The 25,119-nt window shown below is 73.6% G+C and carries 18 protein-coding genes; 7 read left to right on the top strand and 11 right to left on the bottom strand.

What is annotated here, in order from left to right; all coding sequences use genetic code 11:
* Positions 1–43: 43 nt before the first annotated feature.
* Both purH and purN read right to left on the bottom strand, forming a co-directional pair.
* Positions 44–1,606, bottom strand: coding sequence for a bifunctional phosphoribosylaminoimidazolecarboxamide formyltransferase/IMP cyclohydrolase (gene purH / locus ACWDD7_RS09855; protein ID WP_351877069.1), 1,563 nt, complete (start codon positions 1,604–1,606; stop codon positions 44–46).
* The gene (gene purN / locus ACWDD7_RS09850; protein ID WP_285561745.1) at positions 1,603–2,232 is read right to left on the bottom strand and encodes a phosphoribosylglycinamide formyltransferase; all 630 of its coding nucleotides are present in this window, start codon (positions 2,230–2,232) and stop codon (positions 1,603–1,605) included. Before purN ends, purH begins: the two co-directional genes overlap by 4 nt.
* 280 nt (positions 2,233–2,512) lie before the next feature.
* Here purN and ACWDD7_RS09845 point away from each other — a divergent pair, with 280 nt between their 5' ends.
* Positions 2,513–3,343 (top strand): hypothetical protein, encoded by an 831-nt coding sequence (locus tag ACWDD7_RS09845; protein ID WP_450456968.1) that lies wholly within the window; start codon positions 2,513–2,515, stop codon positions 3,341–3,343.
* A 14-nt stretch (positions 3,344–3,357) separates the two neighbouring features.
* Here ACWDD7_RS09845 and ACWDD7_RS09840 read toward each other — a convergent pair whose 3' ends face one another.
* Entirely contained in the window at positions 3,358–4,974 is a 1,617-nt protein-coding gene (locus ACWDD7_RS09840; protein WP_450457058.1) for a cell division protein PerM, read from the bottom strand.
* A gap of 113 nt (positions 4,975–5,087) precedes the next feature.
* Between ACWDD7_RS09840 and ACWDD7_RS09835 the strand changes: the two genes are divergently transcribed.
* Positions 5,088–6,146 (top strand): helix-turn-helix domain-containing protein, encoded by a 1,059-nt coding sequence (locus ACWDD7_RS09835; RefSeq protein ID WP_450456967.1) that lies wholly within the window; start codon positions 5,088–5,090, stop codon positions 6,144–6,146.
* Positions 6,147–6,236: 90 nt separating this feature from the next.
* On the opposite strand, the gene sucD is transcribed toward ACWDD7_RS09835, so the two are convergent.
* The 5 genes from sucD to ACWDD7_RS09810 form a co-directional block, all read right to left on the bottom strand.
* Positions 6,237–7,121 (bottom strand): succinate--CoA ligase subunit alpha, encoded by an 885-nt coding sequence (gene sucD, locus ACWDD7_RS09830; RefSeq protein WP_285561748.1) that lies wholly within the window; start codon positions 7,119–7,121, stop codon positions 6,237–6,239.
* Positions 7,122–7,148: 27 nt separating this feature from the next.
* On the bottom strand, positions 7,149–8,327 hold the full coding sequence (gene sucC, locus ACWDD7_RS09825) for an ADP-forming succinate--CoA ligase subunit beta (RefSeq protein ID WP_285561749.1): 1,179 nt from the start codon (positions 8,325–8,327) through the stop codon (positions 7,149–7,151).
* Positions 8,328–8,900: 573 nt separating this feature from the next.
* Positions 8,901–10,076, bottom strand: coding sequence for a VWA domain-containing protein (locus ACWDD7_RS09820; protein WP_450456966.1), 1,176 nt, complete (start codon positions 10,074–10,076; stop codon positions 8,901–8,903).
* Positions 10,073–12,853 carry a DUF5682 family protein gene (locus ACWDD7_RS09815; protein WP_450456965.1) on the bottom strand — a complete coding sequence of 927 codons (2,781 nt, stop codon included), beginning with the start codon at positions 12,851–12,853 and terminating at the stop codon, positions 10,073–10,075. The genes ACWDD7_RS09820 and ACWDD7_RS09815 overlap by 4 nt, the downstream gene beginning before the upstream one ends.
* On the bottom strand, positions 12,850–13,989 hold the full coding sequence (locus ACWDD7_RS09810; RefSeq protein ID WP_450456964.1) for an ATP-binding protein: 1,140 nt from the start codon (positions 13,987–13,989) through the stop codon (positions 12,850–12,852). The genes ACWDD7_RS09815 and ACWDD7_RS09810 overlap by 4 nt, the downstream gene beginning before the upstream one ends.
* Positions 13,990–14,121: 132 nt before the next feature.
* Here ACWDD7_RS09810 and ACWDD7_RS09805 point away from each other — a divergent pair, with 132 nt between their 5' ends.
* Entirely contained in the window at positions 14,122–15,462 is a 1,341-nt protein-coding gene (locus ACWDD7_RS09805) for an SWIM zinc finger family protein (protein ID WP_450456963.1), read from the top strand.
* A gap of 62 nt (positions 15,463–15,524) precedes the next feature.
* Positions 15,525–17,231 (top strand): DUF5691 domain-containing protein, encoded by a 1,707-nt coding sequence (locus ACWDD7_RS09800; RefSeq protein ID WP_450456962.1) that lies wholly within the window; start codon positions 15,525–15,527, stop codon positions 17,229–17,231.
* 27 nt (positions 17,232–17,258) lie between these two features.
* On the opposite strand, the gene ACWDD7_RS09795 is transcribed toward ACWDD7_RS09800, so the two are convergent.
* Positions 17,259–17,681, bottom strand: coding sequence for a cobalamin B12-binding domain-containing protein (locus ACWDD7_RS09795; RefSeq protein ID WP_351876431.1), 423 nt, complete (start codon positions 17,679–17,681; stop codon positions 17,259–17,261).
* 222 nt (positions 17,682–17,903) lie between these two features.
* On the opposite strand from ACWDD7_RS09795, the gene ACWDD7_RS09790 reads away from it, so the two are divergent.
* Together ACWDD7_RS09790 and ACWDD7_RS09785 are read left to right on the top strand one after the other, a co-directional pair.
* Positions 17,904–18,758, top strand: a complete 855-nt coding sequence (locus tag ACWDD7_RS09790) for an esterase/lipase family protein (RefSeq protein ID WP_450456961.1) — start codon at positions 17,904–17,906, stop codon at positions 18,756–18,758.
* Between the two features lie 112 nt (positions 18,759–18,870).
* Positions 18,871–20,484 (top strand): M23 family metallopeptidase, encoded by a 1,614-nt coding sequence (locus ACWDD7_RS09785; protein ID WP_450456960.1) that lies wholly within the window; start codon positions 18,871–18,873, stop codon positions 20,482–20,484.
* Positions 20,485–20,564: 80 nt separating this feature from the next.
* Here the strand turns inward: ACWDD7_RS09785 and pcrA are convergent, their stop codons facing one another.
* The gene (pcrA, locus tag ACWDD7_RS09780) at positions 20,565–23,072 is read right to left on the bottom strand and encodes a DNA helicase PcrA (RefSeq protein WP_351876428.1); all 2,508 of its coding nucleotides are present in this window, start codon (positions 23,070–23,072) and stop codon (positions 20,565–20,567) included.
* A gap of 438 nt (positions 23,073–23,510) precedes the next feature.
* On the opposite strand from pcrA, the gene ACWDD7_RS09775 reads away from it, so the two are divergent.
* Positions 23,511–24,482, top strand: coding sequence for a tellurite resistance/C4-dicarboxylate transporter family protein (locus ACWDD7_RS09775; protein ID WP_450456959.1), 972 nt, complete (start codon positions 23,511–23,513; stop codon positions 24,480–24,482).
* Positions 24,483–24,537: 55 nt separating this feature from the next.
* Here the strand turns inward: ACWDD7_RS09775 and ACWDD7_RS09770 are convergent, their stop codons facing one another.
* A complete protein-coding gene (locus ACWDD7_RS09770; protein ID WP_450456958.1) occupies positions 24,538–24,891 on the bottom strand; it encodes a hypothetical protein in 354 nt (117 codons plus the stop codon).
* Between the last annotated feature and the right edge of the window lie 228 nt (positions 24,892–25,119).

Genomic DNA, 25,119 nt, shown 5'->3' with positions numbered 1-25,119 from the left:
CCTCGGAGGAGGGCCGGAGGCCGCCGGTCCCGGTGCGTACGGCTCAGTGGAAGAAGTGGCGCGTGCCCGTGAAGTACATGGTCACGCCCGCCTTCTTGGCGGCCTCCACGACCTGCTCGTCACGGATCGAGCCGCCCGGCTGGACGATCGCCCGGACACCGGCGCCGATCAGGATCTCCGGGCCGTCGGGGAAGGGGAAGAAGGCGTCGGAGGCCGCGTAGGAACCCCGGGCGCGCTCCTCGCCGGCCCGCTCGACCGCGAGCTTGCAGGAGTCGACGCGGTTGACCTGGCCCATGCCGACGCCGACCGAGGCGCCGTCCTTGGCGAGCAGGATCGCGTTGGACTTCACCGCGCGGCACGCCTTCCAGGCGAAGGCGAGGTCCTTCAGCTCCTCGGCGGACAGCGCCTCGCCGCTGGCCAGCGTCCAGTTGGCCGGGTCGTCGCCCTCGGCCTGGAGCCGGTCGGTGACCTGGAGCAGCAGACCGCCGTCGACCTGCTTGGCCTCGACCGGGTTGGCCGGCGCGCCCGCTGCCTTCAGCACGCGGAGGTTCTTCTTCTTGGTGAGGGCCTCCAGGGCCCCCTCCTCGTAGTCCGGGGCCACGATGACCTCGGTGAAGATCTCCGCGACCTGCTCGGCCATCTCCTTGCTGACCGGGCGGTTCACGGCGATCACACCGCCGTACGCGGACACCGGGTCACAGGCGTGCGCCTTGCGGTGCGCCTCGGCGACGTCCGCGCCGACCGCGATGCCGCAGGGGTTGGCGTGCTTGATGATCGCGACGCAGGGCTCGGCGTGGTCGTACGCGGCACGGCGCGCGGCGTCCGTGTCCGTGTAGTTGTTGTACGACATCTCCTTGCCGTGCAGCTGCTCCGCCTCGGCCAGACCACCCGTGCCGTCGACGTACAGCGCGGCGCCCTGGTGCGGGTTCTCGCCGTAGCGCAGGGTGTTCTTGCGCGCGTAGGTGGCGCCGAAGAAGTCCGGGAAGGCCGAGTCGTCCACGGGGGCGTAGTCGTCGGCGAACCAGGAGGCGACGGCCACGTCGTAGGCGGCGGTGTGCTTGAACGCCTCGGCGGCCAGCCGCTTGCGGGCGGCCAGGTCGAAGCCGCCGTCCTTGACGGCCGCGAGCACGTCGGCGTACCGCTCGGGGCTGGTGACCACGGCGACCGAGGGGTGGTTCTTGGCGGCGGCGCGCACCATCGAGGGACCGCCGATGTCGATCTGCTCCACGCACTCGTCGGCCGAGGCGCCGGAGGCGACGGTCTCGCGGAACGGGTACAGGTTCACCACGACGAGGTCGAACGGCGCCACGCCCAGCTCGGCGAGCTGCTCGCGGTGGCTGTCCAGGCGCAGGTCGGCGAGGATGCCCGCGTGCACCTTCGGGTGCAGGGTCTTGACCCGGCCGTCCAGGCACTCGGGGAAGCCGGTCAGCTCCTCGACCTTGGTGACGGGCACACCGGCGGCGGCGATGCGGGAGGCGGTGGAACCGGTCGACACCAGCTCGACGCCGGCCTCGTGCAGCCCGCGCGCCAGCTCTTCCAGGCCGGTCTTGTCGTAGACGCTGACGAGCGCCCTGCGAAGGGGCCGCTTGTTGCTCTCGGCGGTCACTGGATAACTACCTTTCGTCCCTCAATGCGATAGCCGTGGCGGGCGAGCCGGCCCACGACCTCGACGAGCAGGCTTCGCTCGACTTCCTTGATGCGCTCGTGCAGCGCGCTCTCGTCGTCCTCGTCCCGGATCTCCACCACGCCCTGCGCGATGATCGGCCCGGTGTCGACGCCGTCGTCGACGAAGTGGACGGTGCAGCCGGTGACCTTGGCGCCGTACGCGAGCGCGTCGCGGACGCCGTGGGCGCCGGGAAAACTCGGCAGCAGGGCCGGGTGGGTGTTGACGAACCGCCCGCCGAAGCGCGCGAGGAACTCCTTGCCCACGATCTTCATGAACCCGGCGGAGATCACGAGGTCGGGCTCGTGGGCCGCGACGGCGGCGGCGAGGGCGGCGTCCCACTCCTCGCGGCTCGTGTGGTCCTTGACCCGGCACACGAAGGTCGGCAGCCCGGCCCGCTCGGCGCGGGCGAGCCCCTCGATGCCGTCGCGGTCCGCCCCGACGGCGACGATCCGCGCGCCGTACTCCTCGGCTCCGGTGCGCTCGATCTCGTCCAGGAGCGCCTGCAGATTGGTGCCGGATCCGGAGACCAGCACGACGAGGCGCTTGGCCACGGGGTTGGCGGCCACGGTGGGGCCCTTTCTCGAAAAGCGATCTCTGCGGTCGGCGGTTTGTACATTCGTACGGATGCTTCGCGTCCCGGGATACGGGGAAGTCTACGAAGCGGCCGACCGCCAGCAACGATACCGGCATTGCGGGCGGCCCCCACGGGACGGGTGCGTGGCCGGGAGGTAGCGTTCGCAGGGAATCGGGAAGAGCAGCCCCGGGAACGCGGGCGTCGTGCGGCGCGTTGACGGGGTGGAAGCTCACGACGACAGCCGTGTTGATCTAGGGGAAGACGCTCTTTTGATGCCCGTCCGCAGCCTGCGACTCCTCACGTTCCCGCCAGACCCGGCCCAGGGAGGGGAGCGCGGCGGAATGCTGCTGCGCGAGCGGCCTTCGACGCCGCCGGACGCTCCGCGGGGCGGGGCGGAGGGCTCCGGCGAGGGGCAGGGCGGCGAGTCCGGGCGTGGTGGCCGCGGCGGTGACGGCAAGCAGGACAATCCGTTCGCGCCGCCGCCGGAGGGCACGCCGGACCGGCCGTGGCAGCCCCGGCACCCGGGCGGCGCCGCCGGTCCCGGTGGTGGTCAGGGGGGCGGTCACGCGGGTGGCTCCTGGGGCAGCCAGTGGAGCGACCGGCAGCCCGGACGTTCCACCGGCGGCTTCGGTGAGCGTCCCGGCGCGGGTCCGCAGGGTCCCGGCGGGCAGGGCGGTCGGGGCGGCCCCGGCGCGGGCATGCGCTGGGACCCGACGGACCCGGTCCAGCGCCGGGCGCGGTACGCGCTGCTGTCCGGGATGTGGGCCATCTTCTTCGTGCTCTTCAGCTGGCCGTACGTGTCGCTGCTGCTGGGCGCGCTGGCCCTGTACTGGGGCATCAGCTCCCTGCGCGCCACGCCGCGCGCCGCGGACCCCGACAAGCCGGCCCCGGCCCCCGGCCGCCCCCAGATCACGGCGGCCGTCGGCGGCCTGGTCACGGCGTCCCTGGCCCTGGTCCTGGTCGCCTCGACCTTCACGGTCCAGTTCGTCTACCGCGACTACTTCACGTGCGTCGACGACGCGCTCACCCATGAGGCGAAGCAGTCGTGCCAGACGCTGCTGCCGGAGCAGCTGAGGGGCGTGCTGGGGACGGCGAACCAGTAGTCCGGGGCTCGGCTTCAGGGCGTTCCCCCGGTCGGGGGATCGAGGGGCTTGGGCGGGGCCTCGGGCAGGGTCAGCCAGGGCGGGGCCTCGGCGGGGAGGATGTCGTAGGGCTCCTCGTCGGTGGGGTCGGTCGGGCCGGGGACGGGTTCGGACGGGGCGAACAGGTCCCCGGCCTCGTCGCTCGACCCGTCCTGGTCCGTGGCCTTCTCCTCGCCCTTCCCCGCGTCCTTCGCCTTCCCCGGCCCCGGCTTCCCCGCGTCCTTCGCCTTCCCCGGACCCGGCCTCCCCGCGTCCCTCGCCCTCCCCGAGTCGTGCTGCTGCGCCGGGGGTTCCGCCCCGCGAAGCCGCCACGCCCGTACGACCAGGGCCGTCGGCATGCCCAGCAGCGCGGTCCAGACGCCGGCCGCCGGGCCCGTCTGCCACCACAGGGGGCCGAAGTCGGCCAGGGCGGCGTTGCCCAGGGGGCCGCCGGAGAGGACGGCGAGGAGGGCCAGCAGGAGGGCGCAGACCGTGGCCGTCAGCAGGGTCACGCCGGTGGTACGGGTCATCGACCAGCGCGCCCGGGGCGGCTCCCCCCGCCCCGGGCGTCGTACCGCCGACCGGGCCACGAACCATCCGGCCACCGCGCCCGCCGCCACCGGCACCAGCGCGGCCGCCCAGTTCAGCCGGGTGCCGGGGCCCGCGTCCGGGACCGCCGCGAGCAGCGGGAACGGCGGGAGCAGCGGGGCCGGGTCGGAGGCGAACGGGTGCACCGGATGCCCGGCGCCGAGGACGAACCCGGGCCCGAGGGCGTAGGACGCGGCCCACACCGAGGCGTTGGGGACCAGCGTCAGGCCGAGCAGCAGCACCGCGAACCGCCCCGTCCACCCCTCCGTCAGCTGGAGGAACGACGCCCGCGCCGCGCCCCCGTGCCACACCGTCGACGCGGCGACGAGCAGTACCCCGCCCCCGACCAGCACCGCCGTCGCCGCGCCGGATGCCCGTACGGCCGCGTCCACCCGCGCCCGCGCGTCCACGCCGAACGCCACCCGCCGTACCGGACCCGGCACCGCCCTCAGCACGACCAGCAGCGGCTCGGGCGGGCACCCGTGCGCCGACCACACCCCGGCCCCCGCCCCGGCCGCCGCGACCAGCGGCAGAGAGACCGTCAACCAGAACCAGGAGGGCCGGAGTTCGCCGCCGGAGCAGTACAGCGCGGCGGCGGTGCCGACGGCGAGGTAGCCGAGGACCACGCCCAGCCACGCCGTGCGCACCGGCACCGGCGGCGGTCCGTCGGGGTCGGCGGGGGCGTCCGTGGCGTACCGCCCGGCCCGGTACAGCAGCCACCCCGGCAGTGCGAGCAGCAGCAGCGGGGTGACGCCCACCGGGAGGTGCGCGCCCGAGAGGGTGTCGGTGCGGACCAGTTCGACGCCGTGCGCCAGCAGCCACAGCGCGGCGGCGACGTGCAGCGCGCCGTCCGGCCCGCTGTCGGGGTAGGGCGAGCTGATCCACAGGCCCAGGACCAGCACGGCGAGCGTGCCGAGCCCGAGTCCGGCCGCGACCACGCCGTCCAGCAGGCTCGCGGACAGGCCGGGCGGACGGTCGCGCAGTCGGGCGGACAGGGGGGCGAGCGACGGTCGGCGCGCGGTCATCTGGGTCACGCGGCCATGGTCCCAACGACACGCGCTTTCCCGGCGTAACAGGGGAAGCACCGTAGTGTCGCTCAATATGTGTTTATGTCACTTATCGTACGAAAGGGCGCACGGTGACCACGCAGATCCCCGCCAGCCCGTTGCCACCACCGAAGGAACGCCGACACCTGCGCCGGTCCAGGTCCCTGACCCAGGCTCAGCTCGCCAGACGCCTCGGCGTGGCCCGCGCCACGGTGCGCGCGTGGGAGTCCGGCCGCAAGGAGCCGGCCGGCGCCGAGGGCCGCGCGTACGCCGAGTTCCTCACCCGGTCGACGGACGATCGGCCGTCCGGACAGCCGGGTCCCGGCGGACCGGCCGCCCACCCGGAGCCGTCGACGCCCGCCGAGGCCTTCGACGCGCTCTACGCCTTCTGCGCCCCGGCCCTCGTACGCCAGGCCTATCTGCTGTGCGGGCGCCGCGAACTGGCCCGCGAGGCGGTGGAACGCGCGTTCCAGCTGGCCTGGCAGCGCTGGCCCGAGGTGGCCAGGGACCGGGACCCGGCGGGGTGGGTACGGGGGGTGGCGTACGACTGCGCGCTCTCCCCCTGGCACCGGTTCCGCCCGTGCCACCGGCACCCGGAGCCGCCGCCCGCCGACCCGGCCGACCGGGACCTGCTCAGCGCCCTGCTCAAGCTGCCGCCGTCGTACCGGCGCACGCTCGTGCTGTACGACGGTGTCGGGCTCGATCTTCCGGAGACCGCGGCGGAGACGGAGGCGAGCACCCCGGCGGCGGCGAACCGGCTGACGCACGCGCGGGAGGCGGTCGCCGCGCACGTGCCCGCCCTGGCCGACACCGCGCTCCTGCACCGCCGGCTGACCGAACTCGCCTCCCGCGAACGCCTGCGCGCCTCCCGTCCCCCGACGGTCCGCACCCTCGGCGAGCGCCGCAACGTCTTCTGGACCCGCGCGGCCATCGCCTTCACGGTGACCATCATCGGCGCGACGACTCTCACGCTGCGGACGGCCCCGACCCACTACGAACCCCCGATCGCCCCCGCCCAGGCCGTCCAGGGCGTCCCCCACACGGTCCCGATGGGCCCCTTGTCCCGCGACGAACTGGCCCTGCGCACGAAGCTCCGCCAGGACGCGGCCTCGGGCTCGGGCCCGGAGAGAATCGAGCCGACGCCCCGGTGAGGTGCCCGGACGAAACGCCGGTAGGCCCGCCCCGGGGAACGGGACGGGCCTACCGGCGTACGGGTCAGAGGCTCGGCTCTGCCGAGAGGGTCACGCGCCCAGGATCTCGCGGGCGAGCTTCGCCGTCTCGGTCGGGGTCTTGCCGACCTTGACGCCGGCGGCCTCCAGAGCCTCCTTCTTGGCCTGTGCGGTGCCGGAGGAGCCGGAGACGATCGCGCCGGCGTGACCCATGGTCTTGCCCTCCGGCGCGGTGAAGCCCGCGACGTAACCGACGACCGGCTTCGTCACGTTCTCCTTGATGAACGCGGCGGCACGCTCCTCGGCGTCACCACCGATCTCACCGATCATCACGATGAGCTCGGTCTCGGGGTCCTCCTGGAACGCCGCGAGCGCGTCGATGTGCGTCGTGCCGATGATCGGGTCGCCACCGATGCCGACGGCGGTGGAGAAGCCGATGTCCCGCAGCTCGTACATCATCTGGTACGTCAGCGTGCCGGACTTCGACACCAGACCGATGCGGCCCGGCTTGGTGATGTCGCCCGGGATGATGCCGACGTTCGACTGACCCGGGGTGATGATGCCGGGGCAGTTCGGGCCGATGATCCGGGTCTTGTTGCCCTTCTTGCCGGCGTACGCCCAGAACGCCGCCGAGTCGTGCACGGCGATGCCCTCGGTGATCACGACGGCCAGCGGGATCTCGGCGTCGATGGCCTCGACGACCGCGTCCTTGGTGAACTTCTCCGGCACGAAGATGACGGAGACGTTGGCGCCGGTCTTCTCGATGGCCTCCTTGACGGTGCCGAAGACCGGTACCTCGGTGCCGTCGAAGTCCACGGTCTGACCCGCCTTGCGCGGGTTCACGCCGCCCACGACGTTCGTGCCGTCACCGAGCATGAGCTTGGTGTGCTTCATGCCGGTGGCGCCGGTCATGCCCTGGACGATGACCTTGCTGTCCTTGTTGAGCCAGATAGCCATGGTGTGTCGGTGTCCTCGTCCTCGTGCTTACTTGGCGGCGGCCAGCTCGGCGGCCTTCGCGGCCGCGCCGTCCATGGTGTCGACGCGCTGCACCAGCGGGTGGTTGGCGTCCGTGAGGATCTTCCGGCCCAGCTCGGCGTTGTTGCCGTCGAGGCGGACGACGAGCGGCTTCTCGACCTTCTCGCCGCGGTCCTCCAGAAGCTTCAGGGCCTGCACGATGCCGTTGGCGACCTCGTCACAGGCGGTGATGCCGCCGAAGACGTTCACGAAGACGGACTTGACGTCCGGGTCACCGAGGATGATCTCCAGGCCGTTCGCCATCACCTGGGCGGAGGCGCCGCCACCGATGTCCAGGAAGTTGGCGGGCTTGACGCCACCGTGGTTCTCACCGGCGTACGCCACGACGTCCAGGGTGCTCATGACGAGACCCGCGCCGTTGCCGATGATGCCGACCTCACCGTCGAGCTTGACGTAGTTGAGGTTCTTCTCCTTGGCGGCGGCCTCCAGCGGGTTGGCCGCGGCCTTGTCGTGCAGCGCCTCGAAGTCCGGGTGACGGAACTCGGCGTTGTCGTCCAGGGACACCTTGCCGTCGAGGGCGATGACGTCACCGGAGGCGACCTTGGCCAGCGGGTTCACCTCGACCAGGAGGGCGTCCTCCTTGATGAAGGTGTCCCACAGCTTGACCAGCACGTCGGCGACCTTGTCGGCGACCTCGGCCGGGAACTTGGCGGCCGCGACGATCTCGCGGGCCTTCTCGGGGGTCACACCGTCGATCGCGTCGATCGGCGTCTTGGCGACGGCCTCGGGGCGGGTGGCCGCCACCTCCTCGATCTCCATGCCGCCCTCGACGGACGCGATGGAGAGGAAGGTGCGGTTCGCACGGTCGAGGAGGAAGGAGACGTAGTACTCCTCGACGATCTCCGGAGCGGTCTCGGCGATCATCACCTTGTGGACCGTGTGGCCCTTGATGTCCATGCCGAGGATGTCCGTCGCGCGCGCGACGGCCTCGTCCGGGGTGGCGGCCAGCTTGACGCCACCGGCCTTGCCACGACCACCGACCTTCACCTGCGCCTTGACGACGGACTTGCCGCCCAGACGCTCGGTGATCTCGCGCGCCGCCTCAGGCGTGTCGATGACTTCACCGGCCAGCACCGGTACATCGTGCTTGGCGAAGAGGTCCCTCGCCTGGTACTCGAACAGGTCCACGCGCTTCCGTCCCTATCAGTGATCTCGCGGTTCGTTGGATGCGTGGGCGTGCCGCGAAGGGCAACGTGACGTCCGCTTGTCACTAGGGGGGCGCACACGGTGTCCGAGCGCGCGGCATGTCCGTCTCGCAGGTTATCGCCGCTTGCTGGGGCTCCCTAAATCGAGCGTCACACGCGAGCGGTGATACCTGTCACATGATGCCGGGTTCTCTGGCACGCCGTGCCGCCCACCCCGGCCCTACCGGCGAGTACGAGGCCTCACCGGGCTGGGGCCGACCCGGTGAGGCCTCCGCGCGGCCCCGGTGGCACCGGGGCCGGAACGGTTGATCCCCACCCCAATGGGGACCACCGCCCCATCCGCGAGGCTCCGCCCGGACGAACCGACGGCGTTCGGCCGACCGGGTGCGACCGCCCCACGGAGCGAGGTGGCCGGGCGACGAGCGGATGTACCGGCTGTCCGATGCCCCCTCCGACGCCCCGTACGCCGCGCGGGTTCCCGGTTTCTCCCCTTCTTCCCTCAGTTCGTTCCTTCCTCCCTCGATACGCTCGCCTCGGTGTCACACTCTCCCCGGCCTCAGGCCGTCTCGGGTATCGGCAGCGGCCGCTTCTCCAGGGCCGCGGCCATCACCTCGGGGAACAGGTCGGGCGTACAGGCGAAGGCCGGGGCGCCGAGCGCGGCGAGCGCGGCCGCGTGCTCCCGGTCGTAGGCGGGCGCGCCCTCGTCCGACAGCGCGAGCAGCGTCACGAACTGCGCCCCGGACGCCTTCATGGCCGCCACCCGCTTGAGCATCTCGTCGCGTATGCCGCCCTCGTACAGGTCGCTGATCAGCACCACCACGGTCTCGGCGGGCCGGGTGATGTGCGCCTGGCAGTAGGCCAGCGCCCGGTTGATGTCCGTGCCGCCGCCGAGCTGGGTGCCGAAGAGGACGTCCACCGGGTCGTCGAGCTGCTCGGTGAGGTCGGCCACCGCCGTGTCGAAGACGACGAGGCGGGTGCTGATCGACCGCATGGAGGCGAGGACCGCGCCGAAGACGGACGCGTAGACCACGGACGCCGCCATCGACCCGGACTGGTCGATGCAGAGGATCACCTCCTTCCTCACCGACCGCGCGGCCCGCCCGTAGCCGATCAGCCGCTCCGGTACGACGGTGCGGTACTCGGGCAGGTAGTGCTTGAGATTGGCCGCGATGGTGCGGTTCCAGTCGATGTCGTGGTGGCGCGGCCGGCTGACGCGGGCGCTGCGGTCCAGGGCGCCGGTCAGGGTGGCCCGGGTGCGGGTGGCGAGCCGCTTCTCCAGGTCCTCCACCACCTTGCGCACGACCGCCCGCGCCGTCTCCCTCGTCGTCTCCGGCATCGCCTTGTTGAGCGACAGCAGGGTGCCGACCAGGTGCACGTCGGCCTCCACCGCCTCCAGCATCTCCGGCTCCAGGAGCAGGGCGGCGAGCCCGAGCCGGTCGATGGCGTCGCGCTGCATGACCTGGACGACGGAGGACGGGAAATAGGTGCGGATGTCCCCGAGCCAGCGCGCCACGGAGGGCGCCGAGGCACCGAGTCCCGCCGCGCGGTCCCGCCCCGGCTGCGGTCTGTCCCGCTTGCCGTAGAGCGCGGCCAGCGTCCCGTCCATCCCCGCGTCCCGTCCGGACAGCGCGCATCCGGTGCCGTCGGCCTGCTCCCCGCCGAGCACCAGCCGCCAGCGCCGCAGGCGTTCGTGGGCGGGGTCGTGGAGGTCCGCCGGTGTCTGGGTCGTCATGTGCCCACCCCCGTGAGGCTCTTGTCGTGGGTCGTCGGCGCCCGTCGTCCGTCCGGGCCGAGGAGGAGCCGCAGCACCGGGAGCACGGCGTCGGCGCGCTCGGTGTCCGGCTCGGCGGCGAAGCCGGGTGCGGTGAGTCCCCGGACCGCCGAGCCCGTCCGCTCCCCCGGTCCGCGCCGCACCAGTTCGCCGAGGGTTCTGCGCACCCCCGGGTCGTACGCCGCGAAGGTGCGCCGCAGCAGCGGCAGTACGTCCGTGAACGCCTCCGCCGGCACCCCGGTCAGCCAGGTGTCGACCAGGCCGAGCAGCCGCTCGTCGTGCACCAGCAGCATGCCGCCCCCGCCGCCGACGAAGCCCTCGATCCAGGCGGCCGCGTCACCGGGCGGCGTCCCCGGCGACAGCACGAGCCCCATCAGCCGCGCCGCCTCCCCGGCCCCCAGCTCCCCCTCGTCCAGCAGCAACCGCACCGCCCGCCCCCGGATCACCCCTGCGACGGTGTCCCGCAGGGCGAGCACGCGGAGCACGCCCCGCCAGCGCCGGCGCATCCCACCGAGGCCGCCGGCGCTCCCGCTCGCGCCGACGCCGGGGGCCGAGGCCCCGGCCGCGCCCTCATCGGCGCCGAGGGCCGAGGGGGCCGCGGTACCTCGACCGGCGCCGACGGCCGGAGAAGCCGCCGTGCCTTGATCCGCGCCGGCCATCGGGGGAGCCGCCGTACCTCGGCCGGCAGGGGCGCCCGAGGTCGCGCCGCCTTCCTCTGTCCCAGCGGCATCCGCGGGGGTACCGGGACCACCTGCCCCACCGGGACCGGCGCCCGCCGCGGCCGTCGTGCCCCGGCCGGTCCCCGCGCCATCGTCCGGACCGCCGACGCCGCCGGTGCCGCCCGCGCCGCCGGCAGCACCGGTATCAGAAGCGCCCGCCGCCGCGTCGGCCACCGCCTCCCCCAGCAGTCCCACCGCAGCGTGCACCGCGTCCACATGGCCCCGCATCCGCTCCGCCGCGTCGGTGTCGAGCGCGGCGCAGGCCGGAGGCAGGCCGACGAAGACACGCTCGGCGAGACCGGCGGCGACGCCGGCCAGTGCGCGGGTGTCGGTGCCGCGGACGTCGCCGTAGCGCAGGGTGCGGACCAGGGCGGGCAGGGCCTGGGCGAGGTGGCCGACGTCCGTGTCCAGGGCCGCGCGGTCGGCGAGCGCCCGCATGACCACCGGCAGGGCGTCCGGGAGACCGGCGAGCAGGCACCGTTCGGCGAGCGCGGTGACCTCGGCGAGGGCCGCCGCGCTCGCCGCGTCCGACTCCGCCCTGGCCCGTGCCGCCGCGGCCACGGTCGTCCCCCAGACCCCCGCCTCCGCGACCCGCACCGACAGCTCCGGCTCCCAGCGCAGCCGCCAGGTCTCCCGGAACGTGCCCGTGCTCCCCCGCGAGGCGCCCTGCTCCCCCCAGCCGATCCCCAGCAGCCGCAGCCGGTGCAGCAGTCTGCTGCGGCCCGCGTCCGTGTTCCCCCGCAGGTCCAGCTCCAGCTCGCGCTCCAGTGCCTCCGGCTTGAGCCGCAGCGCGCGCTGCTGTCGCGCCAGGTCACGCTGCAACGGCACCGCGGGCGCCGACTCCGGCACCTCGCCCAGGACGTCCCCGACCACCAGCCGGTCGTGCACCAGCGCCAGCGGCACGTCCGAGCCGTCGCACATCACCGCGCGCACCGCGTCGGTGGTCTCCCCCAGCCCCGGCAGCGGACGGCCGCGCATCGCGGCGAGGGTCTCCGCGAGCCGCACGGCCTCGATGACGTGCGCGGAGGACACGATCCGGTCCTCCTCCCGCAGCAGCCCCGCCACCCTGGTCAGCCAGCGCTCCACCGGCCGGTCGGGGGCGTGGAAGAGATGGCCGTACCAGCCGGGCGAGTCGATGCCCGCGCCGTAGCCGCTCGACCGGGCCAGCCTGCGGTGCGTCCAGGGCACCCAGGTCAGGTCGGCCTTGACCTTGGTCAGCCCCTTGAGCAGCGCCCGGTCGGCGGCGACGGTGGTCTTCTCGCGCAGCGCGGGCACGTGCCAGGCCCCGCACACCAAGGCCACCGCGTCGCCGAACTCCTTACGGGCTGCGCGCAGTCGGAGGCGCATCTGCGCCTCGCGCACCAGGTCCCGGGGGCGCCCGCCCGCGCCGTACCGCTCGCGCAGGGCGCCCATGGCCTCCGCCAGCGCCTCGAACGGGGCGAAGGGGTCCCGCTCCCCGGGCCCCCGGTGCTCCACGACGTCCTCCCACCAGCGCTCGGGATCGTCGTACCCGGCGGCCTCGGCCAGGGCGCCGAGCGGGTCGACGCGGGCCTGCTCCCCCTCGGCGGCCGGAGCCTCCTCCCCTTCTCCGGCTTCTCCGGCTTCTCCGGCTTCTCCGGCTTCTCCGGCTTCTCCGGGCTCTCCGGGCGTGAGTCCGGTCTCCGTCTGCCACGCGAGGGTGTGCGCGGCCGGCAGGTCGATGAAGCGGGCCGGGACGCCGTGTTCCAGCGCCCAGCGCAGGGCCACCCACTCCGGGCTGAACCCGGCGAACGGCCAGAACGCCGAGCGGCCGGGCTCGTCCACGGCATGGGCGAGCAGGGCGACCGGCGGCCGCAGGCCCGGGTCGGCGGCCAGCGGGACCAGCGCGTCGGCCTCGGGCGGTCCCTCGATCAGGACGGTCGAGGGCCGCGCGGCGTCCAGCGCGGCCCGCACCGCGCGGGCGGAACCGGGCCCGTGGTGCCGTACGCCGAGCAGCAGCGGGCCGGAGCGGCGGGTCCCGCTCCCGGCCGTGCCGGTCATGCGCTCACCTCCCGGCAGGCACGGTAGAAGTCCGTCCAGCCCTCGCGCTCGCGCACGACCGTCTCCAGGTACTCCTGCCAGACGACCCGGTCGGCCGCCGGGTCGCGGACGACGGCGCCGAGGATGCCGGCGGCGACGTCCGCCGGGCGCAGCACGCCGTCACCGAAGTGGGCGGCGAGCGCGAGGCCGCCGGTGACGACGGAGATCGCCTCGGCCGTGGACAGGGTGCCGCTGGGCGACTTCACCTTCGTACGGCCGTCGTCGGTCAGTCCGCCGCGCAGCTCGCGGAAGACGGTCACGACGCGGCGGATCTCCGCCATCCCGTCGGGGGAGGCCGGCAGATCGAGGGAGCGGCCGAGCTGTTCGACGCGGCGGGTGACGATGTCGACCTCGGCCTCGGCGCTCTCGGGCAGCGGCAGCACGACGGTGTTGAAGCGGCGGCGCAGCGCGCTGGAGAGATCGTTGACGCCCCGGTCGCGGTCGTTGGCGGTCGCGATGAGGTTGAAGCCGCGGACCGCCTGGACCTCCTCGCCCAGCTCCGGGACGGGCAGGGTCTTCTCGGACAGGATGGTGATCAGCGTGTCCTGCACATCGGCCGGGATACGGGTCAGCTCCTCGACCCGGGCGGTCATGCCCTCGGCCATGGCGCGCATGACCGGGCTGGGCACGAGGGCGTCGCGGCTGGGACCGTGGGCGAGCAGCCGCGCGTAGTCCCAGCCGTAGCGGATGGCCTCCTCGGGGGTGCCCGCGGTGCCCTGGACCAGCAGCGTCGAGTCGCCGCTGACGGCGGCGGCCAGATGCTCCGACACCCAGGTCTTGGCGGTGCCGGGCACGCCGAGCAGAAGCAGGGCGCGGTCGGTGGCGAGCGTGGTCACGGCGACCTCGACGATCCGGCGCGGGCCCACGTACTTCGGCGAGATCACCGTGCCGTCCGGCAGGGTGCCGCCGAGCAGGTACGTGGCCACCGCCCACGGCGACAGTCTCCAGCGGGCCGGACGGGGCCGGTCGTCCTGCGCGGCCAGCGCGGCGAGTTCGTCCGCGAACGCCTGCTCGGCGTGCGGTCGCAGGGCTGCCGCGTTCTCGCCCGGGTGCGGCGCGGCGGTCTTCGGTCGCGTGGACGCGAGGTTGGCTGACATGGCTGAGGCCCCCTCCAGCTCGGCCGGTTCGGATCTGCCACCAACGGTGCACCACACCACTGACAATCGCTCTGACCAGCGAAAACACCTGCGCAGAGCGCACTGTCAGTGGCGGGATCTACCGTCGGGGACATGACTGAGCAGGGGGTGCGCTGGACCGCGGACCAGGTGCTGGCACTGGCGCCTGACGCCGCGTCACGCAAAGCGGGCGGCAGGCTCGGCACGGCCGGTCCGTGGTCCGAGTCGGGGAGCGGGAAGGAGTCGGTGTGGGGGTTGTGCAAGGGCAGTGGCAGCAGGCCGTACCAGACGGTGGTCGACCTCACCGGGCCCGCGTACAAGTGCAGTTGTCCGAGCCGTAAGTTCCCGTGCAAGCACGCGCTCGGGCTGCTTCTGCTGTGGGCGGCCGACGGCGGCTCGGTGCCGGTCCGCGCCGAGCCGCCGAAGTGGGCCGAGCAGTGGCTGACGGGACGGCGCGACCACGCGGAGGACAAGCGGACGGAGGGCGGCGGGAGCGCTCCGGCCGCCGACCCGGAGGCGGCCCGGCGCCGCGCCGAGCGCCGGGCCGAGCGGGTCACCGCGGGCGCGACCGAGCTGGAGCAGCGCCTGGCCGACCTGCTGCGCGGCGGCCTCGCCGCGGCCGAACAGGCGGGGTACGGGCTGTGGGAGGAGACGGCCGCCCGCATGGTCGACGCCCAGGCACCCGGACTGGCCGCCCGGGTAAGGGACTTGGGGGCGATACCGGCGTCCGGCGCGGGCTGGCCGGCGCGGCTGCTGGAGGAGTGCGCGCTGCTGCACCTGCTCGACCAGGGCTGGCTGCGCCGCGAGGCGCTGCCGGACCCCCTCGCCGCCACGGTCCGTTCCCGGCTCGGCCTGCCCGCCCCGGCGGAGGGCCCGCCCGAGCGCGACCACTGGCTGGTCCTCGCCCAGTACGACACGGCGGACACGAAACTGACGACCCGCCGGATATGGCTGTACGGCACCGCGTCGCACCGCACCCGGCTGCTGCTGTCCTACGGGCCGGCCGGCCGGGCCCCGGAGCTGTCCCTGCCGGTGGGCCTCGCCCTGGACGCCGAGTTGTCCGCGTACCCGGGTGCCGGTCAGCTCCGGGCCGCGCTGGGCGAACGGTTCGGCGCGCCGGTCCCGGCCGGTCTCCGTCCGCCGGGCACGACCACGGCCGAGGCGGTTGCCCGGTACGGCACGGCGCTGCGCGAGGACCCCTGGCTGGAGTCGGTCCCGGTGACCCTGGAGCAGGTGGTCCCGGTCCCGGACGGCGAGCAGTGGCAACTGGCCGACGCCGACGAGGACGCGGCCCTGCCCCTGACCCGCGCCGCCCGCTCCCGGCCGGGCCTGTGGCGCCTGCTCGCCCTGTCCGGCGGCGCCCCGGTCACGGTCTTCGGCGAGTGCGGCCACCAGGGCTTCACCCCGCTCACGGCCTGGCCGGAGGGCGACGGGGAGGCGGTGCCGCTGTGCTGACCGACCGGCCCCGCTCCCGTCCCACGCGCCCTGCGCGACCTACCCGAACGGAAGGCACCGCGATGAACGGCAGCGCGATGAACGGCAGCGCGCCCCGCCCGGACACCCTGACCTGGGAGGACCTGGTCACCACCGCCCTCCTCGGCACCGACCGGCGCCCTCCGGCGCGCCTCGCCCCCGGTCGCCCCGCCCCCGTCGCCCTGCTGGACGCGGCGGCCGAGGCGACCGTACGGCGACGGGCGGGGCTGCGGGCCGCACGGGCCGCGCGGCGGCCGGAGCGGGCGCCCGAGGATGCCCGTCCGGCGCTGCCCGCGGCGGCGGCCGGCCGGCTGGCCGCGCTGCTGGCGGACCGTTCCGGCGGGGCGAGCGGCGGGCGGCGGGGCAGTTCCCCGGACCTGGTGGAGCTGCTCCCGCAGTGGCTCGCGGCGGCCAACGCGCACGGGTACGCGGCCCCGGCGCAGGCGCTCCCCGCGCTGCTGGACGCGGCCCGGGGACGTACGGACCTGCGGCCGGCGGCGCTGGCGTTCGCGGGGCCCCGGGCGCTGTGGCTGGCCCGGTTCAACCCGGACTGGCGGTTCGCCCTGCGCTCGGCCCCCGGCGGCGGCGCGGCGCTGCCGGACCCCGGGGACGAGAAGGCGATACGACGGCTGTGGGAGGAGGGGCTGTTCGCCGAGCGGGTGGCCCTGCTGGGCGCGCTGCGGGCCCGTACCCCCGCGCTCGCCCGGGAGTTGCTGGCCGGGACCTGGCCGACGGAGCGGGCGGAGGACCGGCTGATGTTCCTGGACTCGCTGCGCTCGGGCCTGTCCGCGGCGGACGAGCCGTTCCTGGAGAAGGCGCTGGGCGACCGCAGCCGCAATGTCCGGGCCACGGCGGCCGAACTGCTGTCCGCGCTGCCGGGTTCGGCGCTGGCCGCGCGGATGGCCGTACGGGCCACGGCGTGTGTGGCGCTGGACCGTACGGGAGACGCGCCGGTGATCGCGGTGGAGGCGCCGCACGAGTGCGATCCCGGCATGGAGCGCGACGGCGTGGTGGCCACCCCGCCCGCCGGCCGGGGTGAACGGTCCTGGTGGCTGGGGCAGTTGGTGGAGGCCGCGCCCCTCGGCACGTGGCCGGACCGGCTCGGCGGGCGGGGCGCGCGGGAGATCGTGGCGCTGGCGGTGGCGGACGGCTGGCAGGGCGAGCTGCACGCGGCCTGGTGCCGGGCGGCGGTGCGGCAGCGGGACGCGGTGTGGTCGCGGGCGCTGCTGGGCTCCCCGTCGGCGCCGGAGGCGGGTGGTCCGGGGGCGGTGTCCCTGGCGGAGCGCGCCAAGCTGCTGGCCGCGCTGGAGGCGGAGGAACGGGCCGAGTGGGTCGCCGGGTTCATCGCGACGCACGGGCTGTCGGAGGCGTTCCAGTTGCTCGGCGTGTGCGCGGTGCCCTGGGCCGCGCCGCTGGGCCGGGCCGTCGTGGACGCTCTCAACATCGCGCGGGACGCCGGGAGTTACCCCTGGAGCTTCAGCGGGGTGATGGGCCTCGCGGAACGCTGCCTGGACCCGGCCGAGGCCGCCCGGCTGGAGGGCCTGCTGGCGATACCCGACGAGCGGGAGGACGCGGCACCGGGTGCGGGGGGCTACTGGGCGGAGGCCTTCCAGCGGCTCGTCACCACGCTGCGGCTGCGGGCGGCGATGGCCGACGAACTGAGACCGGCCGACCCGGGGGAGAACCGGCCACCGGACCCCACCGGGGCCCGGCGGGGCGGGCAGGACCGGCCGGCTCACCCGGCCCCATGACGGCCCCCGGCGCGCCGCGCCCTCGGCTCAGCCCCCGGACGCGGCCGGCTGGCGCACGTTCTCCCTGACCCACTCCACGATCGACGCGGTCGTCGCCCCCGGGGTGAAGATCTCCGCGACGCCCTTCTCCTTCAGCGGCGGGATGTCCTCCTCCGGGATGATGCCGCCGCCGAAGACGAGGATGTCCTGCGCATCGCGCTCCCTGAGCAGGTCGATGACCGCGGCGAACAGGGTGTTGTGCGCGCCGGAGAGGATGGACAGGCCGATCGCGTCGGCGTCCTCCTGGAGCGCGGTGTCCACGATCTGCTCGGGCGTCTGGTGGAGGCCGGTGTAAATGACCTCCATCCCGGCGTCGCGCAGGGCGCGTGCGATGACCTTGGCTCCGCGGTCGTGGCCGTCGAGGCCCGGCTTGGCGACCACCACGCGGATCGGACCGGCTGCCTCACCCATCACTGCCTCCATCGCACGACCGCGGAGACGCTCGCCTCCGCCTTCCGACAAGTACCGCATCCTCGGCACGCTCCGCCACCCGTCACGGGGTGAACGGGCGTTGTCTCCAGCATCCCGCGCCCGACGGTTTTACGGAGCGCGGCGACGGGGAATTCTCTTGAGTGGGACATGAAGGCACACGGGGGAGGAGCCGTCCTCCGGTGTGCCGACGGGAGGTCGGCCATGAAGGTCACCGGAGTAGTGCCACTCTTCTTCCCGTACTGCCGGCGCCTGTGGCCCGGCAAGCTGGCCGGGCTGTCGACGACGCTGCTGAAGGCGACCGCCCTGGACGCCGCGATCCTGGCGGGACACGTCCTGCTGTATCCGACCGGCCTGTTCCAGGAGCGCTGCGCCCCCGCGCCCGCGCCCGCGGACGACGGCACCGCCCGGCTCCCGGTGCGCCCCGGCCCCCCGGTCGTACTGCTGCACGGCTTCATCGACAACCGCTCGGTGTTCGTGCTGCTGCGCCGCAGTCTGGCCCAGCACGGCGGGCAGCGCGTGGAATCGCTCAACTACTCCCCCCTGACCTGCGACATCCGCACCGCCGCCGAGCTGTTCGGCCGGCATGTGGAGGAGATCTGCGCACGTGCCGGCAGCGACCGGGTGGACATCGTGGGGCACAGCCTCGGCGGCCTGATCGCACGGTACTACGTACAGTGTCTGGGCGGTGACCTGCGGGTACGCACACTGGTCACGCTCGGCACCCCGCACGCCGGCACCCGCGTCGCGCCCCTGGCCGACGCCCATCCGATCGTGCGCCAGATGCGCCCCGGCTCCCAGGTGATCGAGGAACTGGGCCGCTCCGCGCCGGGCTGCCGTACGCGGTTCGTCAGCTTCTGGAGCGACCTCGACCCGCTGATGGACCCGCTGGAGACGGCCTGTCTGGACCACCCCGACCTCGACGCGCACAACATCCGGGTGACCGGCATCGGCCATCTCGCCCTGCCGGTGCACCCCGCCGTCGCCGCCGGGATACGCGAGGCGCTGGACTCCGCCGACGCCAGGGAGCAGCTCGCGAAGGGCCTGACCGTGGCGTGAGGCCGGCCGCGCCGTGCGGGGGCGTACGAAGCCGTCGCACAGCCGGCTGACATCGAACGCACATCGAACAGAAAGCCAAGCTCGGGTCGGGTGTCCCCCGAAACGGCGCCGAATGCCCGTTTCCGGCCCACGCGAAACCGGCCGAAGATTGTCGCGCCCGCATACCGCCGGGTACAGTCGCCGCACTGCTCTGCCAGCCCCTGTTGTCGAGGCGAAAGAGAAGTTGGTGAACGACCGTCACCCGTCGGGGACCTTGACCACCCCGGCCCCGGCTTCCGACGCCTCCGCGGCGCCCGCGGCGTCGTACGGCACCCAGGAAGCCCTCTACGGCGACTTCACCACGTACGGCGGCTATGACGCCACTGGTTTCACCAGCGGTTCCGCCGCGGGCTTCGACCCCCATTACGGCACCACCCATGCCACGGGTGAATATGCCACCGGCCCATGGCATTCCGAGACCACCCAGACGCCCGCTTACGACGTCTACCCGCCCCAGTACCAGGCGGGGTACGACACCGGCGCCTACGACACCACCGCCTGGACGGTCCCCGCGCAGGCCACCGGCAACGAGGTGAGCGGGCAGTGGGACGCGGGTGCCTGGCTGCACCCCGACCGGTCGGGCGGCGCCGACGCCACCCAGCAGTGGGAGTGGGGCACCCAGGCCTTCGACACGGGCGCGTACGACGCCACGCAGTGGAACACCGGCGCACCGGCCGCGACGGCAGGCACCGAGCAGGACGCCGGACCGTACGAGCACGACGCGGTGCCGTACGAGCAGGACGCCGTACCGCTGGACCAGGACGCCATGGCGTTCGGCCAGGACGCCGTGCCCTTCGACCAGCAGGAGACCGCGACCTTCGAGGGACTCGGCGAGCTGGACGGGACCGGCGAACTCACCGCCGTGCCCCACCTGTTGGAGGAACAGCAGGAGGCCCTGCCGGCCCCGGCGCCGCCCCAGGGGGGTCGCGCGGGCTCGCGCGCCGGAGCGCGTTCCCGACGTCGTACGCCCGCGAAGCGCTCCGCGCTGCTGACGGTCGCCGTTCCCTCGGTCTGTGTCGTGGGGGTCGCCGGGATCGCCGCGGCCTCCGTCGGCGCCCTGCACGACGACGGCCCCACCGAGACCACCGCCGCCGCCTCGGATGCGCACGCGGTCCAGCCCTCGGTCGCGAACAGCAAGCTGGACACCCAGCTCAGGGGGTTGTCGGCGGGCGCCGACGACTTCGCCGACCGGGCGAGCCGCACCCAGGAACGGATCGACCTCAAGCAGCAGCAGGAGCAGGAGAAGAAGAAGGCGGCCGCGGAGGCCGCGCTGAAGGAGCGGCTGCGCCCCAAGTTCGTGCTGCCGGTCCTCCAGAAGGGGCTCAGCGCCTACTTCGGGCAGGCGGGTGTCAACTGGATGTCGGTACACACCGGCATCGACTTCCCCGTCGCCTACGGCACCACGGTGATGGCCGCGACCGACGGCACCGTCGCCACCAAGTGGAACAGCGCCTACGGCAACATGCTGATCCTGACCGCGAAGGACGGCACGGAGACCTGGTACTGCCACCTCTCCAGCTACCGCGTCGCCCCCGGTACGACCGTCAAGGCCGGCGAGCCGATCGCCTACTCCGGCAACTCCGGCAACTCCACCGGCCCCCACCTGCACTTCGAGGTACGGCCCGGGGGCGGGGCGGCGATCGACCCGCTGCCGTGGCTGCGGAGTCACGGGCTCGACCCCACGTAACGTCCTCGAACACCCGAAAGGGGCCCCGCCGGTCGGCGAGGGCCCCTTTTCCGGACCTGCGGTTCCTTCTCGGGAGCTGTCTACAGCTTCTCCACCGGCGCGTACCGCAGCAGCAGCCGCTTCGGCTTGGTGTCGCCGAAGTCGATCGTCGCCTCCGCGTTCGCGCCCGTGCCCTTGACCCCGACGACCGTGCCGAGCCCGAACTGGTCATGCGTGACCCGGTCCCCGACGGACAGCGCGACCACGGGTTTCTCCCCCGCGGTGCGCCGCGTGGCGAAGCCGGACGCGCCGGAGACCGAGGAGCGCGAACGGGACGAGGACAGCGAGGCCGCGATCCCGGACGCGGGCCCGGAGGACATCGGCGCCGTGGCACCCGTGCGCTTCCAGTCCACATGCGTGGCCGGGATCTCCTCCAGGAAACGGGAGGGCGGGTTGTACGACGGCTGCCCCCAGGCGCTGCGCATCGCGGAGCGCGTGAGGTACAGCCGCTCCCGCGCGCGGGTGATGCCGACGTACGCCAGGCGTCGCTCCTCCTCCAGCTCCTTGACCTGACCGAGGGCGCGCATGTGCGGGAAGACGCCGTCCTCCATGCCGGTCAGGAAGACGACCGGGAACTCCAGGCCCTTGGCGGTGTGCAGGGTCATCAGGGTGATGACGCCGTCGCCGTCCTCCTCGTCCGGGATCTGGTCCGAGTCGGCGACCAGGGCGACCTGCTCAAGGAAGTCGGCCAGCGTGCCGCCCGGCGCGGGGGCTCCCGGTGCCGCTTCGCCCTCGCCACGCTCCTGCTCGAACTCCAGCGCGACGGCGGCGAGTTCCTGGAGGTTCTCGATGCGGGTCTCGTCCTGCGGGTCGGTGGAGTTCTGCAACTCGGCGAGGTATCCGGTGCGTTCGAGTATGGCCTCCAGGACGGTGGCCGGTCCGGCGCCGGACTCCACGATGGTGCGCAGGTCCTCCATCAGCGTGTTGAACCGCTTGACCGCGTTGGTGGAGCGCGCGGCCATGCCGTACGCCTCGTCCACCCGCTTGAGCGCCTGCGGGAAGCTGATCCTCTCGCGCTGCGCGAGGGCGTCGATCATCGCCTCGGCACGCTCGCCGATACCCCGCTTGGGTACATTGAGGATGCGGCGCAGCGGCACCGAGTCCTCGGGGTTGGCGAGCACACGCAGGTAGGCGAGGACGTCCCGGACCTCCTTGCGCTCGTAGAAGCGGACGCCGCCGACGACCTTGTAGGGCAGGCCGACGCGGATGAAGACCTCTTCGAAGACACGGGACTGCGCGTTGGTCCGGTAGAAGACGGCGACGTCACCGGCGCGCGCCTCGCCCGCGTCCGTGAGGCGGTCTATCTCGTCGGCGACGAACTGGGCCTCGTCGTGCTCGGTGTCGGCGACGTAGCCGGTGATCCGGGCGCCCTGGCCGGCGTTGGTCCACAGGTTCTTCGGGCGGCGGGACTCATTGCGCTCGATGACCGCGTTGGCAGCGGACAGGATGGTCTGCGTGGAGCGGTAGTTCTGCTCCAGCAGGATCGTCGTCGCGTTCGGGTAGTCCTCCTCGAACTGGAGGATGTTGCGGATCGTCGCGCCGCGGAAGGCGTAGATCGACTGGTCCGCGTCACCGACGACGCACAGTTCGGCGGGCGGGATGTCGTACTCCCCTGGCGGGACGTCCTCGTCGTGCTCGCCGGTGCCGACCAGTTCGCGGACCAGGGCGTACTGGGCGTGGTTGGTGTCCTGGTACTCGTCCACCAGGACGTGCCGGAAGCGGCGTCGGTAGTGCTCGGCGACGTCCGGGAAGGCGCGCAGCAGGTTGACCGTCGTCATGATCAGGTCGTCGAAGTCGAGCGCGTTGGCCTCGCGCAGCCGCGACTGGTAGAGCGCGTAGGCCTGGGCGAGGGTCTTCTCGAAGCCGTCGGCGGCCTGGGCGGCGAAGTCCTCCTCGTCGATCAGCTCGTTCTTCAGATTGCTGATCTTGGCGCTGAAGGACTTGGGCGGGAAGCGCTTGGGGTCGAGGTCCAGGTCACGGCAGACCAGGGCCATCAGGCGCTTGCTGTCGGCGGCGTCGTAGATCGAGAACGACGAGGTGAAGCCGAGCTTCTTGCTCTCGCGGCGCAGGATGCGCACGCACGCGCTGTGGAAGGTCATCACCCACATCGCGTTCGCGCGCGGGCCGACGAGCTGCTCGACGCGCTCCTTCATCTCGCCCGCGGCCTTGTTGGTGAAGGTGATCGCGAGGATCTGGCCCGGGTGCACCTGGCGCTCGGCCAGCAGGTGGGCGATGCGGTGGGTGAGCACCCGGGTCTTGCCGGAGCCGGCGCCGGCCACGATGAGCAGCGGGGAGCCCGCGTGCACGACCGCGGCGCGCTGGTTGTCGTTCAGCCCCTCCAGCAGGGCCGCCGCGTCGAGCGGGGGCCGCGGGGCGCCGTCGCGGTAGTGGGTGTCCCGGTCCGGCGGCACGTCGAACTTCCCGCCGAACAGATCCTCCGGAATCGGCTCCGGAGCGTGATCGTCCTCGGGCGGTGGCGGGTGCTCCTCCTCGTGCCCACGCGGGGCCTGGAGATCCGCCAGGAAGCTGTCGTCAAAGAGGCTGCTCATCGCCTTCCGAGTCTAGGGCGCCCCACCGACAACCGGTCCCGCTCCCCGAAACCCGGGGGTAAAGCCGGGGGCGGCCGGCGGATTCCCGGACGGGGCGGCACGTAGGGGTGACTCGGAGCGCCGTAAGGGCGCCTCGGAGCGCCGTGGGGTGACTCGGAGCGCCGTAGGGGCGGGCGCGCCGTCAGGGACGGCTCGGGGAGCCGTACGTCGGGGCTGTGGGGCGGCTGGGCTCGCACTCCAGAGGACGGGCCTCCGGGGGTCGGGCGTGCTTCCAGGGCCGGGCGGGCCCCCAGAGGGCTCTGCTTCCGGACGTTTGTACGTCCGGGGGTTCCTGTGTACGGGCTCCAGGAGCCCCCGGTGCGTACCGTCCGGGTGTTTTCGGGCCCCCGTGCGCGTGCCCCGGCCGTCCGGCCGGAGGCCCTGCCTAGCATCGGGCACATGTCCGGTCTGCGCGCGTGGTGGGCGGCCCGGTCGCCGGCCGCCGGGGCCGCCGTGATGGCGACCGGAATCGTGTCGACGGCCCTGCTGCTGATCGGGGCCGAGACGGTGTCCCGGGTGGCGCTGGTGCTGGCCGGGGTCTTCTGGGTCGCGCTGGGCGCCGGTTTCGTGCGGCGGCTGGTCGTCGACCGGGACCGCTGGGCGGCCGAGGCCCGCAGCCCCGCGGCGCTCACGGCCGTCGCCGCGACCGCCGTACTCGGCTCCCGGCTGTCCGCGTCGGGCCGTCAGGCCACGGCCGCGGCGCTGCTGGCGCTCGCGGCGCTGCTCTGGGCGGTGCTGCTGCCCGTCGTCGTACGGCACTGGCACCGGCGCATGCCCGGCTCGGTGTTCCTGTCCTGCGTGGCCACCGAGGGGCTGTCCGTACCGGCGGCGGCGCTCGCGGCGGCGGAACGCACGGCCTGGCTCGCGCGCGCCGCGCTGGTGCTGTTCTGGCTGGGGCTGGTGATCTACGCCTTCGCCCTGCCCCGCTTCGACGTGCGGCAGGTGCTGGAAGGGGCCGGCGACCATTGGGTCGCCGGCGGAGCGCTCGCGCTCTCGACGCTGGCCGGGGCGGGCCTGCTCGCCGCCGGAAACGGCGGCCTGTACCTGTGGAACGACGACGACCGCGCCACCCTGCGCATCACGACGGCCGTGCTGCTCGCCGTGAGCCTGGCGGTGTATCTGGCCCTGCTGGTGGCCGAGGCCGTCCGACCGCGTCCCGGTTACGACCAACGCCGGTGGGCGACGGTCTTCCCCATGGGGATGACGGCCGCGGCCACGCTGTCCGTCGCGTCCGCCATGGACGTCCCATGGCTCAGGGGGCCGGGGCGGGTCCTGGTGTGGATGGCGGTGGCGGCGTGGCTCTGGGTGGCAGCCGCCATGGTCGCCGACGCGGTGCGCGCGACCCGCGCGGGAACGGCCGCACCACACTGACCGTCGGGTCCGTAGCACGGCACCGCCGGTCAGGTCCGCGGCGCCGCGACGGCCGTCAGGTCCAGAGCACCGCGATGAAGATGTTCGTCGCGGTCAGCGCGCCGACCAGCCCGAACTGTGCCTTGTCGACCCGCTCCTCGTCACGCTTGACGTAGACCAGGCCGAGGATGACGATCAGCAGCGCCAGCTTGATGCCGATCTTGACGGTGTCGATCTGGGCACCCTGGGCCTGGTTGAGACCGACCAGGGCCACGCCGGTGACCAGCATGGTCAGCGCGCCGTGCAGCATCCCGGGGACGAACCGGGCCGCGCCCTGGCCCATCGCCTTCATCTGGGTGAGGAAACCGCCGAGCAGCGCGGCGATGCCGATGATGTGCAGGCCGACGAAGAGATGGATGAGTACGTCCATGGGGCCGGAGCCTAACCAGCGCCCCGCAGCCGCCCGTCACCGCCCCCGGCCCCGCACGCATCCCGCGACACGCCCCATAGCAGCCCACCACTCCCTTCCGCCTCACTTTCCGCACTTCGATCAACACGCTGCGTGAAGACGTTGCCTCGACCCTCTCGCCGCGGTCGCACGCGGTCACATATCGGCCCACCGAAGACAGTTCCGCACAGTGCGTTACCGACTCGTCAC

This window comes from Streptomyces sp. NPDC001056, assembly GCF_053598955.1.
Note: the sequence above shows the minus strand (reverse complement) of the source record. Positions and strands in the feature narration are given on the sequence as shown.